Genomic DNA, 16,587 nt, shown 5'->3' with positions numbered 1-16,587 from the left:
TGATATGTTGTCATCAAAAGTCGCAAAACAACAAAAAGCAACAAATATGTTTGAAAAATGTTGAAGTGGGTCGCTTGAACAGCGTCAACCTTGCAAGTAACCTGATGAAATCAACAAATATCGCGGCGCTTCATGTCGAAATACGAGCAAGACATCCTTAGCACGGTAAACCTGCATGGGCGAATTTCGGTCATGGAGCTGGCGCGCATTCTCAAAGTGTCGGACCAGACCGTAAGGCGAATCGTGAAGCCGATGGTCGCCAAAGGCAGCCTGTCCAAGGTGCATGGTGCATTGGTCAGCACTCAAAATGTGCTGGATCCTCCGTTTCTGGCCCGCATGGCGCAGAACCGTGCCGCCAAAGTCGCGATTGCCGACGCCGTTGCGGCGCGGATACCGGACGGTTCGGCCATTGCCATCGACACGGGGTCGACCTCGGGCTTCGTTGCTCAGGCACTTCGTGCGCGCAAAAACCTCACTGTGGTGACAAACTCGGCCTTCATCGCCGCCACGTTGTCGATGGAAGAGGGCAACAGGGTCTTCATGGCGGGAACGCAGTTGCGCAACCACGACGGCGCCGCTTTCGACCGGGTCGCCTATGACGTAATTGCAGGGTTCTCGGCCCGGACTGCCATATTGTCGGCGTCACTGGTGCATCCCAGCAAGGGCTTCATGGTCTATGATCAATGCGAAGCTGATATGGCCCGCGCGATGTCTGATATTGCGGACCAAACCTTTATGGCGGTTGATTCCACAAAATTCAACGAGGCCCAGACCAGCCCGGCTTTGCGCCTGCCCGGGTTGACAGAAAAAGACGTGCTCATCACCGATCGCACATTGCCCGCATCCTTCCAGTCCTTGCCCGGAGATGCGGAATTGGTGATAGCGGGCGTGAAATCACAAGAAGACAGTCATTGACTTGGTGACGACACTGCCCGGCCCGACGTAACTAGCCGGTTCCACCGAAACGGTGAAACCGGCTGTGTTTCAGGCTGTTGCGCCCTTGATGCGAATGGCAGTGCCGAGGCTGCCTGCACAGACGCCGACCACAATAGCGATGATCAGTTCCAGTGGCTCTACATGCGCAAACCGGAAGCCTGCGAAAACCAGCGTTTCGAATACGCCGACTGCGCCGCCCAATGCCGCACCCAGCCACAGCTTGCGGGTCATCATGCCTAGCGCCAGACCGAGTATGCCGGGCAAGCTCAGGACGTTGCCACCGATGGTTCCAAGTAACTCTAACATCTCTGCCCCCACATCAATTCGAGCTGTTGTTCAGGAAATCGCGGATGTCGTCACCCGCGGCAGCGTGCTCCTGCACAACTTCATCTTCCAATCCAGCAGTCACCTTTTCGTATGTTTCCAGATAGTTGGGTGGCAGGCTGTGGGCGATACCCTGGTGGCAATCAATACAGGTCATACCGTTGTCGATGGCGCGTTGGTGTTCCGAGGCAGCGCGGGTTTCCTGAATGGTGAAGTCCATGTAGTCAAAGTTGTGACAGTTGCGGCACTCGCGGCTGTCAGACGCTTTCATTTTCTTCCAGACGGCCGAGGCCATCGCCAGGCGGTGATCCTCGTATTTCTCGGGTGTGCTGATGGTGCCCACCAGTTCATGATAGACGTCCTTCACGGCCATGATCTTGGCTTTGATCTTGTGGTTCCACTCATCCGGAACGTGGCAGTCTGAGCAGATCGCACGCACGCCGGAGTGGTTGTTGTAGTGGATCGTCTCGCGATACTCACCCAGGTTCGTTTCCATCGTGTGACACGAGACGCAGAACTCTTCGGTGTTGGTCAGTTCCAGGGTCCAGTGAAATCCGCCCCAGAACAGGATACCGGCCAGAAATCCGGCAAGGATCAGAAAGCCCGAGCTGAACATTACCGCCGGCGTCCAGATCGCGTTCCAAAGGCGACCCAGAAAGCCGCGTTTTTCGGGGGAGTCTGCCATGTCGGTGCTCCTTTCAATCTTGTGTTGAATCAGTTGCCGGTCGAGGGCTGGAACACGTTTTCAACAAGCGGCGGCGCGTCCGCCTGCGGAACGTGACATTGGTTGCAGAAATAACGGGTCCCGGCGACGCGATCCAATTCGCGGCCTTCGCGATCCAGATAGTGTGTCATTGAAAGGGTCGGCGCGTTACGCTCACCTGCCTTGGACCAGTCATGGCAGGACAGGCACTGATTGGTGCGCACATCAATCTGATATTGCTCGATCGAATGCGGAATCAGCGGTGGCTGCTGGCGATAATTACGTTGCATCCGTCCTTCGACATTTTTGTGAATCTGATCCAAAGGGATCGGCTCGTCTACGTCCGCGCCCCGCAGCGTTTCGACTTGAGCGGACTGGGCAAAGGCCCATCCGCTCAGCAAAACTACGGGTAGAAGGGCAATTCCGCCTGTAACGATTGATCTTTTCATCTTGGCACTCCCCTAGATAGGTCTGGCAGCGCGCGGCTCAGGCGCGGCAACTGGATCGGAAGGTTGAACGACAAGGTCGTCGAACCGGTGAGTAAAGTTGAAGACGTCGACTGCGCAGACATCGATGCAGCGTCCGCAGTTTGTGCAGTCGGGTGACAGGATCAGGGGCGAGCTTCCCGGCTTGCCTTTCAGCGCGGGTGAGATCACCTGATTTTCAGGACAGACCGCATAGCAATCCATACAGTCATCACAGGCCGTGCGATTGGCGGCACTGACCCGCAGCAGGCTTTTCGACCCGATCAACCCGTAGAACGCGCCCACCGGGCACAAAAGGCCGCACCAGCCATGGCGTGAGACGAAGACGTCAAACACGAAGATGGCCGCGATCATGGCCCAGACAAAGCCCATGCCGAATACCAGCCCGCGATGCAGCATGGTGATCGGGTTGACCAGCTCCCACGCGATCACACCACTCAGGCCCGAGACCAGCAGCACGGTTGCCAGAATCCACAGCCGGGTGCCGCGCTTGGGTTGCCAGCCTTTCGGCAGGTCCAGTTTGCGGTGCACCCAGTTGGCCGCGTCTGTCACCGGGTTTATGGGGCAAACCCAGGAACAATAGACACGGCCACCAATCAGGGCATAGACCACCAGAACGATCAGCCCGCCGATCAGCGCAGTCACTTCGGGCCAATGACCTGCAACCAAGCTTTGCAACAGGATGAACGGATCGGTCAAAGGCAGCACGCCCAGCGTCAGTGATCCTGCCAAATTGCCCTCGACAATCCAGATGCCAAACCACGGGCCCAGCAGAAACAGAACCAGAAAGAACAGCTGGCTTGCGCGGCGCATCAGCAAAAAGCGATGCGCCCCGATCCACCCTTTGCCTTCAACGGCCTCCTGACCGACGGGCATGTGCGTGCGAGTACTCATTGCCCCACCCCCGGCAGATCATATTGAGGCGCAAAACCGCCGGGCGCGGCAAGATTGTCGGTTCCCGGTCCGGGCAAACGGTCCGGCAGATCGATGATCCCCTCGACCACTGGCGCGCCTTTGGCGGCTTTTTCCTCCCAACCCTTGCGGTAATGCTCGGCCGAACTGCCGCGCGCCAGCCGGGCCGGCAGAACCTTGATGGCGGCCTCGGGCAGAACACAGCTTTTCTCGCACATGCCGCAGCCGGTGCAGCGGTCGGCATGAACGGTGGGAATGAACAAAGCATGATGACCCGACCGGGTATTATGCGCCGTCTCCAACGTGATCGCCTCGTCAATGACGGGGCAGACGCGATAGCAGACGTCGCAGCGCAGACCGAGGAAATTCAGGCAGTTTTCCTGATCGACCAGAACGGCAACACCCATCTCGGCATCGTCGATATTCTCCAGCCCGGGGTCCAGCGCCCCTGTTGGACATGCGGCGACACACGGAATGTCGTCGCACATTTCGCAGGGAACATCCCGGGCGATGAAGAATGGTGTTCCCGTCGCCACCGCATCCGAGCCAAGCTCGGCCAGTTTCAGGGTATCGTACGGGCAGTCCCGCACGCATAAACCGCAACGGATGCAGGCCGACAGGAACTCCTTCTCGGGCAATGCGCCGGGCGGGCGCAATGCATCGGCGGGCAGGGCGCGGGCGTCGCGGGCCAGATAGGCCAGCAACGATCCGGCGACCACGCAGCCGCCCGCCGCCCGCGCCGAGTCCTGCAGGAACCGGCGCCGCTGCGGCGAAAGGGGTTTATCGACAAGAGACATGGGAACGCCCCGTATGATCCTTGCTGGTTACGCGCGCTCAACCTTGCAGGCGCACTTCTTGAAGTCGGTCTCTTTCGACAGCGGGCAGGTTGCGTCCAGCGTCAGCTTGTTGGTCAGCTGGTGCTCATCGAACCACGGCATAAAGACCAGACCGCGCGGCACCTTGTTCCGACCCCGTGTTTCAACACGGCTGGTGACCTCGCCGCGGCGGGTCGACAGAACAATCTCCTGACCCCGGCGCAGACCCCGATCCTTGGCGTCCTGCGGGTGCATGTAGACGACAGCGTTTGGATAGGCGCGGTGCAGTTCCGGTACCCGGCGTGTCATCGACCCTGAATGCCAGTGTTCCAGCACGCGACCGGTGCACAGCCAAAGATCGAATTCCGCATCCGGCTCTTCTGCGGCAGGTTCATAGGGCGCAAAGATGATTTTGGCCTTGCCATCCTTGTGGCCATAGAATTCCACGCCAGCACCTTCGGACACGTAGGGGTCATAGCCTTCGCGGAAACGATAAAGCGTTTCCTTGCCATCCACGACCGGCCAGCGCAGACCGCGGGCCTGGTGGTAGGTTTCGAATGGTGCCAGATCATGCGCATGGCCGCGCCCGAAGTTGGCGTACTCTTCGAACAGACCTTTCTGCACGTAAAAGCCGAAATGCTCGGATTCGTCATTGTCAAAGCCCTCGGCAGTTTCCGACAGCGGAAACTTGTCGACGCTGCCATTGGCAAACAGGACGTCATACATGGTCTTGCCACGATGCTCGGGCATGGCGGCCAGCAATTCTTCGCCCCAGACCTCTTCGACGGTGAAGCGTTTCGAGAACTCCATCACCTGCCACAGGTCCGATTTGGCCTCGCCCGGTGCCTTGACCTGCTGCCGCCAGAACTGGGTGCGGCGTTCGGCGTTGCCATAGGCGCCTTCCTTCTCGACCCACATGGCGGTGGGCAGGATCAGGTCGGCGGAAACCGCAGTGACCGTCGGGTAGGGGTCTGAAACAGTGATGAAGTTTTCCGGGTTGCGATAGCCGGGATAGCCTTCCTCATTGATGTTTGGCGCAGCCTGCATGTTGTTGGTGCACTGAACCCAATAGGCGTTCAGATCACCATCCTTCAGCTTGCGGTGTTGCAGCACGGCGTGGAAACCGGGCTTGTCAGGAATGGTGCCAGCGGGCACGTTCCATGCGGTTTCGCAGATCTCGCGGTGCTTGTCGTTCATCACCACCATGTCGGCGGGCAGGCGGTGGGCAAAGGTACCAACCTCGCGCGCCGTACCGCAGGCCGACGGCTGACCGGTCAGCGAGAAGGGCGAGTTGCCGGGTTCCGAAATCTTGCCCACCAGCAGGTGCACGTTATACATCAGCGAGTTCACCCACGACCCACGGGTATGCTGGTTGAAGCCCATGGTCCACAGGCTCATCACCTTGCGGTTCGGATCGGCATATTGCTGGGCCAGACGCTCCAGCTTGTCCGCCGGAACACCGGACAGTTCCGAGGTGTATTCCAGCGTGTATTTCGAAACGGCTTCGGCATATTCCTCGAAGCTGATCGGCTCCAACTTGCCCGAGTTCGGGTTTTCAGCCTCTTGTTGCAGGGGGTTGTTGTCCCGCAGGCCGTAACCGATATCGGTGGCGGTTTTGGTGATGTTGACGTGGTTCTTGACGAACTCTTCGTTCACCGCGCCATTCTGGATGATGTAGTTCGCAATATAGTTCAGGATCGCCAGATCGGTTTGCGGTGCAAAGACCATGCCATTATCGGCCAGCTCGAACGAGCGGTGCTCGAAAGTCGAAAGCACATGCACTTCGCAACCCGGTTTCGTCAGGCGGGTGTCGGTCAGGCGCGACCACAGGATCGGGTGCATCTCAGCCATGTTCGATCCCCACAGCACGAAGGTATCGGCGTGCTCAAGGTCGTCATAGCACCCCATCGGCTCATCAATGCCGAAAGTGCGCATGAAACCAACCACGGCCGAGGCCATGCAGTGACGCGCATTGGGATCAATGTTGTTCGACCGGAACCCGGCCTTCATCATCTTCGCGGCGGCATAGCCTTCCCAGACCGTCCACTGCCCCGAACCAAACATCCCCACGCTGGTCGGGCCCTTCTTGGCAAGGGCCTCTTTCCATTTGGCGGCCATCACATCAAAGGCTTCATCCCAGCTGACCGGTTCAAACTCGCCATTCTTGTCATACTGGCCGTTGGTCTTGCGCAAAAGCGGTGTGGTCAGGCGGTCTTTGCCGTACATGATCTTGGACAGGAAATAGCCCTTGATACAGTTCAGGCCCCTGTTCACCGGTGCGTCGGGGTCACCTTGCGTGGCGACCACGCGGCCGTCCTTGGTGCCCACCAGAACCGAACAGCCTGTGCCACAGAACCGGCAGGCAGCCTTGTCCCAGCGAATATCGGGCGCGCCGACCTGAGCGTTGGCCTGACCTGCGGCCATGGGAATGCCCGCAGCCGAGGCAGTGGCTGCCGCTGCGGACGCTTTCAGAAATGTACGACGGGATTCAGAGATGGTCATTGCATGGGCCTCCTGCTGGACGGTTGGCTTGGAGCATCAGGACGCGGAGTCGTCTCCGCGAGATCTTCGAAATGGTGATAAGTCAGTGACAGTGAGATCACTCCGGGGATCTGGTGCAGATCCATGATGGTGTCCGAGGCCAGCCTGTCGGCCGTATCCTCGACAACAACTACAAAACGGCCGTCCTCGGCTTCGGCATGAAGCTCGACGCCCTGAGTTTCGGCCATCGCCGCGCGTGCGGCATCGGTGTAATCGGGGGCGATGTGGACCAGACAGCCACAGATGTTCATTGGGTCACCTCCGGGTGGTGTGGGACGGGGCGGTGCATCACGATCGCCCCGGCGGGGCAGGCGGCGGAACAACTACCGCAACCGATGCAGGTTTCTGTTTCAAGCGCCGGTTCCGCGCGTCCGCCCAGTTGCAGGCGAAAGCGGATGGCATCCTGTTCACAATTGTCCTGACACAGGCGGCAGCTTACGCCGTTGGTCGACAGGCAGCTTGTGTCATCGATTCGTGCGCGCCATGGCCATTCGGCAACACGCTCGGTCAGCAACGCCGGGGTCGGACAAACGTCGGCGCAGTCACCACACAAGGTGCAACCGCCTGCGGACAGGTCCAGAACGGGGAAACCGGCATCGTCGAATGTGATGATGTCTTCAGGACAAGCCGCGGCGCAGTCTTCGCAACGTGTGCATAGATCGCTGAAGCCAGTTGCTACTGCCCCCGGCGGACGGATCGTATCTGGGTCCTCCCGCAGGACACGCGCGCTTAGAAAAGCGCGTCTGCTGGTCATCTGGCTCATAGCTGGCGACTCGAAATTGGATTGATAGGTTCGCGTCCTTACTTCCTAGCTGCCTTCAGCAGCGCACGAATTGACCTATATCATACTTTTTCGGATTTTTTTTGTTCAGTCTGAGATTTGTAATTCTTCATTAAACGTTTAATTCGATACGGGCGTCGGGGAAGAACGCTAGGATCTCTTTGGCTCTGTCGGCGGATGCCGCGCAAAGCGCAGTGGACAACCCATCCGCAATTGCCGCTTTCGGGGAAGAAACCGAAACGGTCCTGTCGTGGTTTGAAGGCCCATCCAAGGTAATGATGTGCCCGACGCCTTGGCCGAGCTGAGTCGCCAGCGTTGAAGATGTCGCCACTGCCCGATCGCTCAATTCAATCCGCTTCAGAACCGTTTGGTCCGGCGCCGCCAATCCAACTTTCCATGGCGCACCGTCACCAGGCGCACCCAGGGCGGCAACCTCTCCCATATTGACCAGAACATCACGCAGACCATAAGCACGCAGCAGGTCGGCGATCCGGTCGGTGATCGCGCCCTGCGCTATACCGTTCAACGTCAGCGCCGATTTTCCGGGCACCGGAAGGCGAATGGCCGAGGCGTCGAAAATTACCTTTTCCCAGCCTATTGCCTGTTGAACTTCAATCAGACCGTCCGGGCGCGCGCCCGCAGCCAATGCCGCCCACACGGGTTGAATGCTTGGATCAAATGCGCCACCCGATGCCTGATGCAGCGCTGTGCTGAGGCTTAGCACCTTCAACAATTCAGGAGCGGGCGCCGTCAGCACACCATCGCGGTTCAACCGGCTGAGCTGCGATTGCGGACGATACAGGCTGAAGATGTCTTCCAGCCGGGCAATCTCGGTCTCCATGGCGGCCATGATGGGTGCAGCTTCGGCGTCCGTCAGACCCACAAGGCGCAGGCTGGCGGTGGCACCCAGCGCGGTCCCGTGCCAGCGCGCGTCCGAGGCCGCAAGTGGTGTGGCCGCAGCACAAGCGGCTGAGATGATCAGAAATCGGCGGCGCGACAAGGCGGTCATACGGGGGTCTCCAACGACAGTTCAAGATCGACAGGGCCAAGCACTTCGGTGTCCGGAATGTCCGGCAGGCCCAGTGCCGTTCCGCCGTAAATCTCAATGAATGCCTGTGCATCGGCAGGATCGGCAAAAGGCACCACTTCGCGCGCACCCATGCCACCTGCCACATTGGCGCCGACAACAAAGGTCGCGCCATCCGCGGCGATCCAGTTCGAGATACCCGGCTGCCGCCAGCTTGGCGCAATACCCATGTCGCTGACATAGACGGCTGTGATGTCGGCATCACGTTCAGGGCTTTTGAGGTATGCCACCATGTCGCGCACCTGCGCAAAAAACAACGGTGCGGGATATCCTTCCAGATGGATCTGCCCCTTGGGGCCGCCATGTTCGGCGATGTTCATCTGGCAGAAATAGCTCAGCGCGTCCGGGGTCAGATCCACCGGATCGGGGGCCTCGGCCAGGTCTTCCTTGCAGGCTGCCAACGCGACCAGCGCGATCAACGCGAGACGCTTCATGGCTCGACCCTACGGAATGCGAGGCGGGCGAGGGCGAAGCTCAGCACCGGCCAGATCAGCAGGGAGACGGGTGCAGCCCAGACCGGCAGGGCCTGCGCCGCTCCTGTCATGCCGGATGCCATGGCAACGCCTTCAGTCGCCGCGATGTTCCACAGACGGAACGCGTCGGCCGGGTTGGCGACCATCACCCAGGGAAAGACGGATTGGGTGAAGCTGCCGCCCTTATCCATGACGACGGCCCCCAACAGGCCCAGATCATAGAGGACGACAAAAACCAGCCAGAGCCCGGCCGACATCCCCGCCGCCGCCGTGGCCCCCTTTGCCAAAGCGGACAGCAGGTATCCCAGCGCCAGAAACACGGCGCCCAACAGGATCGAGGTGAGGATCAGGCGCACCAGTGCCATCAGGCTTTCCGGTCCGGCCCCGCCAAAGAACGCGGCCACCGCGCCCGCGGTGCCGAAACCGACGGTCATGGCAAAAGCGAGAGCGGCCAGATGGGCGCAGAACTTGCCCAACAGGATTTCTCCGCGCCCCGCAGGGTAGGACAACAGCAGCGACAGGCTGCCCCGGTCCACGTCTCCGGCGATGGCATCGAACGAGATCATCAGCGCCAGAAGGGGCGCGAGGTAAACCGAAAGCGTGGTCATCGACGCAACCGAAACGGTCAGCATGTCAACGCCCAGCGTTCCGGTTGGCGCACTGCCCGCAAAGGTCAGCGCCAAGGCGAACAGCACCATGATCAGCGTTGCGACCAGCAGCCAGCGGTTGCGGCGCAAGATCAGCATTTCTGTGCGGGTGATGGCGAGGAAGCGGGTCATTGCAAATCCTCCTGTGCGTAGTGGCGATAGAGGTCTTCCAGCTTGGGCGGGGTCATTTCCACATCCGCTACCGCATCGCCCAACCCGGCGATCCGGCGCAGGGCCTCCATTTTGTCTTCGGGTGAGCAGAGCAATTCAACAGATGCCCCATTGATCCGGCTGCCGCCCAGTTCAGCGGCCAGCACATCTGGATTGGCGCTGGCGCGTACCTTCAGGCGGATCGGTAGACCGGCCAGAGCCGACAGATTGTTCAGGGTGTCGTCGGCGACCATCCGACCCTTGCGCATGATGGCGATCCGGTCGGTGCGGGCCTCGACCTCGGTCAGCGCGTGTGAGGCAATCAGAACGGCGGTGCCTTGGGCAGCCAGTTCGTCGATGATGGCGTACAGGTCCTGCCGAGAAATCGGGTCCAATCCGCTCGTCGGCTCATCCAGCAAGGCTACTTTCGGTTGGCCCAGCAACACCTGCGCCAGTCCCAGACGTTGCCGCATGCCTTTGGAATAGGTTCCGATCCGACGGTCCAAAGCGTCACTCAGGCCGACACGATCCAGCAAACCGGGCACATCGGCTTTTGCGCCTGAAAGCTGCGCAAACAGGGTCAACTGCTCACGCCCGGTTAGCGCGGGATGAAACGACACCGCTTCGGGCAGATACGCTGTTTCGCGCCGGGCCTGAGCACTACCGGGGGTGGCGTCTCCGATCCGAATGGCTCCGCCATGGATCGGCGTCAGGCCGAGGATGGATTTGATCAGGGTCGACTTGCCCGCGCCGTTATGGCCCAGCAGCGCAACGCGCTGGCCGGGGGCAAGGGACAGGGTGATATCGTCAAGAACGCGGGTTTTTCCTCGGTCCTTGAGAACATGGTCGATTGACAGGGCCTTATCCGTCATGAGGCACCTTTTTCATAGCTGGGGGTTCAGGGGCTTGCATCAATGGGTTGCTGTCCATCACGCCGCCCGGCAACAGGGCCGGGAAGGCAGATTGCGACCAGCGCACCAGTTGCACGGCGGGGGAGCCGAGCAGTAATTTGGCTGCGGGTTGGGTCCACAGCACATGGTCCATCGAGTCGTTTGGCCGATACGGGGCATCGGCGATGCCGTTGCCATCCACGTCATAGGCGGCAAAATCGGACCAGTAGTTGCCGCGCCCGTCTTCGGACCACTCGACCCATTTGGTCGAGACGTATTTCACCTGTGTCCGGTTCCCGATGAAGGAATTGCCAACGATGCGGTTGCGTTCGCTGCCGGCGGTAAAGTGGATGCCGATGCCGCATCCCTGGAACCAGTTGTCGGTGAATTCGTTCTTGTTGGAGTTATAAAGGAAGGTGCACTTTTCCTTGGCACCGATCACCACGTTTCCGGTGATCTGACTCTTGTTGGCATAATTCAGCATCACGCCATGTTCACGGTCACCGATCGAGACGTTGTCTGCGACCTTCACATTGGTCGTGAACATCACCGCATAGCCCAGATCGTTGCCGATCGAGACATTGTCGCTGACCACCGAATTGTCGGCATACATGTAATGCACGGCAAAGCGCAGATCGCGGAACAGGTTGCCGGTAAAGGTGTTCTTCTTGGACGAGTTCACGAAGATCCCGTCGCGCCCATAGCGGATGTGATTGTCCTCAACCCGCGCACCGGGCGCATTCCAGACATAGACGCCATTGCCACGGTCATTCATCCGCTGGTCCTGACGCCCTTCGATCCGGTTGCCACGCACAATGCTGTCCTTGGCACCATGAATGTCGATACCGTAAAGATTGCCCAGCAGTTCATTGTCTTCGATCACCGGCGCGCGGGCCGTCTTGGTCAGCTGGATGCCACTGTCGATCCCGTCATGGCTTGAACCCGAGCCGATCACTGTCAGGCCGCGCACGGTCACGCCCGGGCCGGTTACGGTGATGACGCTGCCGGTGCCTTGCCCGTCAATGGTGGCCTGTCCCAGCCCGTCGATCGTGACGGGCCGGTCCAGAATCAGATGTTCGGCATAAACACCGGGGCTCAGGCGGAGGGTATCTCCGTCCGCCGCCTGAGCCAGTATTTCATTGATGGCCCCCGCCCGGTTGGGCACATCCCAGTCCGCCGCCCAAAGGGGCGAGCCGAGCAGGAGCGGTATGAGCAGGGGCCAGCGCATGGGTCAGGCTCCTTGCGGTTCGACCAGCATCCGGCCGCGCATTTCCATGTGCAGCGCATGGCAGAACCACTGGCAATAGAACCAGTGCACGCCCGGACGGTCGGCGGTGAAGGTGACCGAGGCGGTTGCCATCGGTGCGACTTCCATCGCGATTCCGTAGTTGCCCAGGCAGAAGCCGTGGGTCACGTCGTCCACATCATCCAGGTTGGTGATGTAAACCGTGACCTCGTCGCCCTGTTTGACGGTGAACTTCTCGAGGCTGAAGGTCGGCGCCTGCGAGGTCATGTAGACCCGCACCTTGTTGCCGTCCCGGATCGGTTCTTCCGCACCTTCTTCCAGATCGATACCATCGGCTTCGGCCTGTTTGCGGGCGTCTTCCCAGGTAACGTCGTTGCGATCCCAGACGTTGACCGGGTTCACGATGTCGCTGCGAACGATGATCGAGTCGTGCGGCTCGGCAAAGGTCGGGCCGTCGTGCACCACTTTCATCTCATCCGACGAAATGTCGATCAGCTGTTCGTTCTCGGGTTTAAGAGGACCCACGTTCAGGAAGCGGTCTTTCGAGAACTTGTTCATCGAAATCAGCCACTTGCCGTCGGCATCCTTGGTCTCACCCATGGAAGTCGAGTTGTGACCCGGCTGATAATGCACGTCAACCTTCGAGATGATCGGGTCCACGTCCTCGCCATTGTAGGCGCGGATGGCCTTGTCGATGTTCCACTTCACGATCTGGCTGTCCAGGAACAGCGTGGTGAACGCGTTGCCCTGGCCATCATAGGCAGTGTGAAGCGGGCCAAGACCCAACTGCGGTTCACCTACGATGCAGGACCGCGGGTCGGCGTCGCTTTCGAACAGGGCGTCCAGCTTGGTGACGTCCATGATCGAGACGGTTGGCGACAGCTTGCCGTTGATGCAGACGTGCTTGCCGTCTGGCGCGGTGTTGATGCCGTGCGGAGAGTTCGGGATCGGGATGTAACGGGTGTATTTCTTGTTCTGCCCTTTGCGCCCGTCCAGAACCTTGACGCCTTTTAACTCCTGATAATCGCCGGCTTCGATGCCTTTTTCGATCTCGGCGATGTTGAAAACGACGACGTGGTCCAGCTCGTTCTCGGTCATCTCGGCCAGGTTCATGCCCATTTCCGAGTTGTACGAGGTCGAGAAGGCGTATTTGCCCTGATAGTCGCAGTCGGTGTTGTCGAGGTTGCCCGACACGATCACCTGCCACGCCACTTCCATGGTATCGCCGTCCAGCGCGGTGAAGATGTTCACGTATTGCGACGGATCGTCCAGCACGCTGCCATCGTTGACCAGCGGAGTTTCATCTTCACCATTGGCAAAGACATAGCCGGTGCGCGGGAATTTCTGCGGACGCAGACCGTGGATCGCCTTGGCGTTCGGGATCTCGGTGATCTTGTCGCATTTCATCACGTCACAGCGGACACGCGCGACGCGGGTGTTGGCCTTGTCGTTCATGAACAGATAGCGGCCGTCATAGGTGCCGTCGGTGAACGACATGTGCGGGTGGTGAAGGTCGCCGTTGTCATAGGTTTTCATGCCGCGCTTGGCGAGAAACTCCTTGGTTTCAGGCAGCAACCCTTCGGTCATGATCTTCAGTGACTCGTTGGTCTGACCCCAGCCCGTGGCCGAGCAGCGGTTGAACACCGGCACCCGCATCAGCTCGCGCATGGATGGGAAGCCCAGAATGCGCAGCTCGCCGGTCTGACCCGAGGACCAGAAACCGTAATACTCGTCCAGTTCGCCCGGTTCGAGATTGGCATTGGCCGCGGCGCTCGCCTGCTTCGCGGTCATCAGGGTCGAGCCCAGACCGGTCCCGGCCAGCACGGCACCGGTTGCTGTTGCACCCAGCATCCCACGGCGTGTGACGGTTAGTTTGTTGTCATGTTCCGACATGTTCGTTCCTCCTTTTAGGAAACGGATTGCGGTTTGGCGTTCGGATGGTTCGCCGGTGGTTGTCCGAGTGGGGTCTTCATCTGGACCGACCCTGTCTTGGCCCGCCGTTTCAGCTGGCGGATAACGACAGGACATTTGTCCTCGGACTGGTAGAGCACCTGACAATGCAGGCAGGTGACGCACTCGTTCGGATTTATCTCACCGGTGGGGTGGATCGCCTGAACGGGGCATTCATTGGCGCAGGTCTGACAGGGCGTGCCGCAATCCTTGTAGCGGCGCAGCCAGTCGAACATGCGAATTCGGGCAGGGATCGCCAGTGCGCCGCCCAGCGGGCAGAGATAGCGGCAATAGAACCGTTCAATGAACAGCCCGATCCCCAGCAGGGCCAGCGCAAAGACCACGAAAGGCCAATCGCGCATGAATTTCAGAATGATCGCCGTTTTGAACGGCTCGACCTCGGCATATTTCTCGGCCAGCGGGATCGATACGAAACTCAGGCCAAAAAGACCCAGAAAGATCATGTATTTCGCGGGCCACAGGCGTTCGTTCAGACCCCAGGGCAAAGTCCATTGCGGCACTTTGAACGCCCGCGCGATCTTGTTGGTCAATTCCTGCAACGCGCCGAACGGACACAGCCATCCGCAATAGGCCCCGCGACCCCAGAACAACAGCGCGGCGGCGACGGCGAACCATTGAATGAACACCAGCGGGTCCAGCAGGAACGCATCCCACGAGAATCCTGTGCGCAGGCTGCCTGCCAGTGCCATCAGGTTCACCACGCTCAGTTGCGCGTTGGCGTACCAGCCGATGAAGAACAGGGTCATTGTCAGGTAACCGATGCGGAACCAGTAGAAGACCCGCGCATTCATCGTCGCGTGGAACTGGAAGAAGAACGTCGCGGTCAGGACCAGCAGCATGACGCCGAGAACGGCGATTTCAACAGTGCGATCCTTCCAGATGCGCTGCCACAGGGCAGCCTTGGCGGCGGCTTCGCCGGTCGCATCCTCGACAACCTTAGAGGCTGCGACGGGCAGCAGGTAACGGTCGGGCAGTTTGTAACCCAGATCGAATGTCAGAAAGGTTTTCTCAACGGCACCCACGGCACGCTGTACCAGCAGTTGCAGGCGGAACGGCTCGGTCGGGTCGAACTCGGCATCGGCGGGGATCTTGAAGATGTCCAGCTCTGTGAAACTGGGCGCATCCGGGGCTGCAACCTTGCCAAGGCGTACTTGCTGTTTGTCGAAGAACCGGACCGAGTTGTCGCCCTGGATCAACTGGATCCGATCGAAAATTCCGCCGCGTACATAGCCTGACCCCTTGAAACTGTAGGCACCGCGCCCCAGCACCAGAATGGCCTGTTCGCCCTCGTCCAACCAGTTCACAAGGTTCTGGTACTCGGCGTCGCCCAGCAGTGACTTGCCGATCGACGGAACCGAGACAAGCGCCATATGCATGTCGATGAACGTGTCATCCGGTTCACCCGGTTCGGGCCGCTTGATCGCGCGCTGGTCTCCGGTGGCCTCGAAGGCGGCATTGACCTGCCCGACATCCAGCGTCAGCCGACGGATCGAGCCGTCGCCCGAAAGGGTTGACCAGTCATGGACCGCATTCTGCGCCATATCGACTTCGCGCTTTGGCCCGTCGGCCTGCAACGGTGACAGGCCGCCCAGACCCAATGCACGCGCCACCTTGATACCGCCACGCACAAGGCTGTCGTCGATCACCATGATCGTGACCGTCGCGCCCGAGATGATGTCGAGGTCGTGCCCCTCACCCCCGGTTTCGGCTTCAACCTTAAGGTCAAGGCCCGCATAGCCTTCGGTCAATTCAACCATGCGGGAATTGGGGATGCCGATCAGCACGATGGGTTCCGAGTGCTTGACCAGTTGCACTCCGGTCAACACCGCGTCGTTGTCGATGGCGGCAACGACGTGGATCGGTTTGCCGGAATAACCCGTCGTGCCAACAAAGTCCGAGGTCAGGAATGCCCAGGCAATGATCTCGCCGCCCTTCAGGACGGGGGCGACCTTGACGTCATCGCGCACCGGGCCAAAGGCATCGGCGCCGGGGGCCAGATCGGCAGGTTCGATGTCGGGCAGGAAACTGGCCAGGCTGTCGGCATGGGCGCTGATCGCCATCAGGCAGGACAGAGTGAAAGCCAGCAGGAAATGGATTGCGCGACTTACGACCACGGCGCACCTCCGGTTGCTAGGGTGGACGCCACGGACGCGCGCAGGGCGCGTTCAGATTCTTCTTGGGTCGCGAACGGGGGGCCTCGGGTTTCGGGCCACAGTCGCCTTGAGTTGTACAAAATGCACAGATCCCCGATTGCAGCGGGTACTGTCCGTACATTTTCGGATTGCATCAGCAGCGGCAGATCCGGCAGCGGGGCTGCCGTTGTCACCGCGCACAGCGCGCAATCGGCGCATTTCGGGCAAGGCGCGGTCGGGTCATCAGTGCCTTCCTCAAGGTCCACTTCAACCCAGACCGCCCCTGCCTCCGAGCAGATCTCGATCCACATGCTGTCCCCGGGACTCGCCAGCACCGGGCCAAGCATCTGCAAAAGCAACAGGAAAATACCCACCAAACCGCACACCGCGCGGGACACGCGATCAAACAGGCTATGCGGGGGGCGGACGGTAGGCATTGAGAATCCAGCTCGGCGTTCTTTTCTGAAACTTAGGGGATTCTTTGAGGCGGAAAC

17 protein-coding genes are annotated in these 16,587 nt (G+C 60.0%); 1 reads left to right on the top strand and 16 read right to left on the bottom strand.

Features of this window, described 5'->3' with window-relative positions; genetic code table 11:
* Nucleotides 1-132: 132 nt before the first annotated feature.
* Complete coding sequence (locus ACR0I0_RS10625; protein ID WP_480491335.1) at nt 133-915, top strand: DeoR/GlpR family DNA-binding transcription regulator; 783 nt, start codon at nt 133-135, stop codon at nt 913-915.
* A gap of 69 nt (nt 916-984) precedes the next feature.
* Here the strand turns inward: ACR0I0_RS10625 and ACR0I0_RS10620 are convergent, their stop codons facing one another.
* The 16 genes from ACR0I0_RS10620 to ACR0I0_RS10545 all read right to left on the bottom strand — a co-directional run bounded on the left by ACR0I0_RS10620 (nt 985) and on the right by ACR0I0_RS10545 (nt 16,530).
* Nucleotides 985-1,242 carry a hypothetical protein gene (locus ACR0I0_RS10620; RefSeq protein ID WP_152460390.1) on the bottom strand — a complete coding sequence of 86 codons (258 nt, stop codon included), beginning with the start codon at nt 1,240-1,242 and terminating at the stop codon, nt 985-987.
* A gap of 13 nt (nt 1,243-1,255) precedes the next feature.
* Nucleotides 1,256-1,945 carry a NapC/NirT family cytochrome c gene (locus ACR0I0_RS10615; RefSeq protein ID WP_171635858.1) on the bottom strand — a complete coding sequence of 230 codons (690 nt, stop codon included), beginning with the start codon at nt 1,943-1,945 and terminating at the stop codon, nt 1,256-1,258.
* Nucleotides 1,946-1,974: 29 nt separating this feature from the next.
* Nucleotides 1,975-2,412, bottom strand: coding sequence for a nitrate reductase cytochrome c-type subunit (locus ACR0I0_RS10610; RefSeq protein WP_152460388.1), 438 nt, complete (start codon nt 2,410-2,412; stop codon nt 1,975-1,977).
* A gap of 12 nt (nt 2,413-2,424) precedes the next feature.
* Nucleotides 2,425-3,342 carry a quinol dehydrogenase ferredoxin subunit NapH gene (gene napH, locus ACR0I0_RS10605; protein WP_480491333.1) on the bottom strand — a complete coding sequence of 306 codons (918 nt, stop codon included), beginning with the start codon at nt 3,340-3,342 and terminating at the stop codon, nt 2,425-2,427.
* Entirely contained in the window at nt 3,339-4,157 is an 819-nt protein-coding gene (gene napG / locus ACR0I0_RS10600; protein ID WP_171723679.1) for a ferredoxin-type protein NapG, read from the bottom strand. The genes napH and napG overlap by 4 nt, the downstream gene beginning before the upstream one ends.
* A gap of 27 nt (nt 4,158-4,184) precedes the next feature.
* Nucleotides 4,185-6,677 carry a nitrate reductase catalytic subunit NapA gene (gene napA / locus ACR0I0_RS10595; protein ID WP_171723680.1) on the bottom strand — a complete coding sequence of 831 codons (2,493 nt, stop codon included), beginning with the start codon at nt 6,675-6,677 and terminating at the stop codon, nt 4,185-4,187.
* Complete coding sequence (locus ACR0I0_RS10590; protein ID WP_480491331.1) at nt 6,674-6,967, bottom strand: chaperone NapD; 294 nt, start codon at nt 6,965-6,967, stop codon at nt 6,674-6,676. Before ACR0I0_RS10590 ends, napA begins: the two co-directional genes overlap by 4 nt.
* Nucleotides 6,964-7,470 carry a ferredoxin-type protein NapF gene (gene napF, locus ACR0I0_RS10585; protein ID WP_480491329.1) on the bottom strand — a complete coding sequence of 169 codons (507 nt, stop codon included), beginning with the start codon at nt 7,468-7,470 and terminating at the stop codon, nt 6,964-6,966. Before napF ends, ACR0I0_RS10590 begins: the two co-directional genes overlap by 4 nt.
* A 139-nt stretch (nt 7,471-7,609) precedes the next feature.
* Nucleotides 7,610-8,506: an FAD:protein FMN transferase gene (locus ACR0I0_RS10580; RefSeq protein WP_480491327.1), complete on the bottom strand. Its 897-nt coding sequence runs from the start codon at nt 8,504-8,506 to the stop codon at nt 7,610-7,612.
* Nucleotides 8,503-9,018: a nitrous oxide reductase accessory protein NosL gene (locus tag ACR0I0_RS10575; protein ID WP_209834050.1), complete on the bottom strand. Its 516-nt coding sequence runs from the start codon at nt 9,016-9,018 to the stop codon at nt 8,503-8,505. The genes ACR0I0_RS10580 and ACR0I0_RS10575 overlap by 4 nt, the downstream gene beginning before the upstream one ends.
* Nucleotides 9,015-9,836, bottom strand: coding sequence for an ABC transporter permease (locus tag ACR0I0_RS10570; protein WP_480491325.1), 822 nt, complete (start codon nt 9,834-9,836; stop codon nt 9,015-9,017). Before ACR0I0_RS10570 ends, ACR0I0_RS10575 begins: the two co-directional genes overlap by 4 nt.
* Entirely contained in the window at nt 9,833-10,726 is an 894-nt protein-coding gene (locus ACR0I0_RS10565; protein WP_171723684.1) for an ABC transporter ATP-binding protein, read from the bottom strand. Before ACR0I0_RS10565 ends, ACR0I0_RS10570 begins: the two co-directional genes overlap by 4 nt.
* Entirely contained in the window at nt 10,716-11,972 is a 1,257-nt protein-coding gene (locus ACR0I0_RS10560) for a nitrous oxide reductase family maturation protein NosD (protein WP_171635875.1), read from the bottom strand. The genes ACR0I0_RS10565 and ACR0I0_RS10560 overlap by 11 nt, the downstream gene beginning before the upstream one ends.
* A 3-nt stretch (nt 11,973-11,975) precedes the next feature.
* The gene (nosZ, locus tag ACR0I0_RS10555; protein WP_171723686.1) at nt 11,976-13,883 is read right to left on the bottom strand and encodes a TAT-dependent nitrous-oxide reductase; all 1,908 of its coding nucleotides are present in this window, start codon (nt 13,881-13,883) and stop codon (nt 11,976-11,978) included.
* A 14-nt stretch (nt 13,884-13,897) separates the two neighbouring features.
* Nucleotides 13,898-16,021, bottom strand: a complete 2,124-nt coding sequence (locus ACR0I0_RS10550) for a NosR/NirI family protein (protein ID WP_245218076.1) — start codon at nt 16,019-16,021, stop codon at nt 13,898-13,900.
* Nucleotides 16,022-16,065: 44 nt separating this feature from the next.
* A complete protein-coding gene (locus tag ACR0I0_RS10545; RefSeq protein ID WP_216600140.1) occupies nt 16,066-16,530 on the bottom strand; it encodes a DUF2946 family protein in 465 nt (154 codons plus the stop codon).
* Nucleotides 16,531-16,587: the final 57 nt, after the last annotated feature.

The sequence above is a fragment of the Ruegeria sp. AG6 genome (assembly GCF_056541565.1).
Note: the sequence above shows the minus strand (reverse complement) of the source record. Positions and strands in the feature narration are given on the sequence as shown.

Bases quoted from the DNA above. Each gene is read 5' to 3' on its own strand.
- ACR0I0_RS10625 (WP_480491335.1), top strand. From the start codon at position 133: ATGTCGAAATACGAGCAAGACATCCTTAGCACGGTAAACCTGCATGGG.
- ACR0I0_RS10620 (WP_152460390.1), bottom strand. From the start codon at position 1,242: ATGTTAGAGTTACTTGGAACCATCGGTGGCAACGTCCTGAGCTTGCCC.
- ACR0I0_RS10615 (WP_171635858.1), bottom strand. From the start codon at position 1,945: ATGGCAGACTCCCCCGAAAAACGCGGCTTTCTGGGTCGCCTTTGGAAC.
- ACR0I0_RS10610 (WP_152460388.1), bottom strand. From the start codon at position 2,412: ATGAAAAGATCAATCGTTACAGGCGGAATTGCCCTTCTACCCGTAGTT.
- napH (WP_480491333.1), bottom strand. From the start codon at position 3,342: ATGAGTACTCGCACGCACATGCCCGTCGGTCAGGAGGCCGTTGAAGGC.
- napG (WP_171723679.1), bottom strand. From the start codon at position 4,157: ATGTCTCTTGTCGATAAACCCCTTTCGCCGCAGCGGCGCCGGTTCCTG.
- napA (WP_171723680.1), bottom strand. From the start codon at position 6,677: ATGACCATCTCTGAATCCCGTCGTACATTTCTGAAAGCGTCCGCAGCG.
- ACR0I0_RS10590 (WP_480491331.1), bottom strand. From the start codon at position 6,967: ATGAACATCTGTGGCTGTCTGGTCCACATCGCCCCCGATTACACCGAT.
- napF (WP_480491329.1), bottom strand. From the start codon at position 7,470: ATGACCAGCAGACGCGCTTTTCTAAGCGCGCGTGTCCTGCGGGAGGAC.
- ACR0I0_RS10580 (WP_480491327.1), bottom strand. From the start codon at position 8,506: ATGACCGCCTTGTCGCGCCGCCGATTTCTGATCATCTCAGCCGCTTGT.
- ACR0I0_RS10575 (WP_209834050.1), bottom strand. From the start codon at position 9,018: ATGAAGCGTCTCGCGTTGATCGCGCTGGTCGCGTTGGCAGCCTGCAAG.
- ACR0I0_RS10570 (WP_480491325.1), bottom strand. From the start codon at position 9,836: ATGACCCGCTTCCTCGCCATCACCCGCACAGAAATGCTGATCTTGCGC.
- ACR0I0_RS10565 (WP_171723684.1), bottom strand. From the start codon at position 10,726: ATGACGGATAAGGCCCTGTCAATCGACCATGTTCTCAAGGACCGAGGA.
- ACR0I0_RS10560 (WP_171635875.1), bottom strand. From the start codon at position 11,972: ATGCGCTGGCCCCTGCTCATACCGCTCCTGCTCGGCTCGCCCCTTTGG.
- nosZ (WP_171723686.1), bottom strand. From the start codon at position 13,883: ATGTCGGAACATGACAACAAACTAACCGTCACACGCCGTGGGATGCTG.
- ACR0I0_RS10550 (WP_245218076.1), bottom strand. From the start codon at position 16,021: ATGGCGATCAGCGCCCATGCCGACAGCCTGGCCAGTTTCCTGCCCGAC.
- ACR0I0_RS10545 (WP_216600140.1), bottom strand. From the start codon at position 16,530: ATGCCTACCGTCCGCCCCCCGCATAGCCTGTTTGATCGCGTGTCCCGC.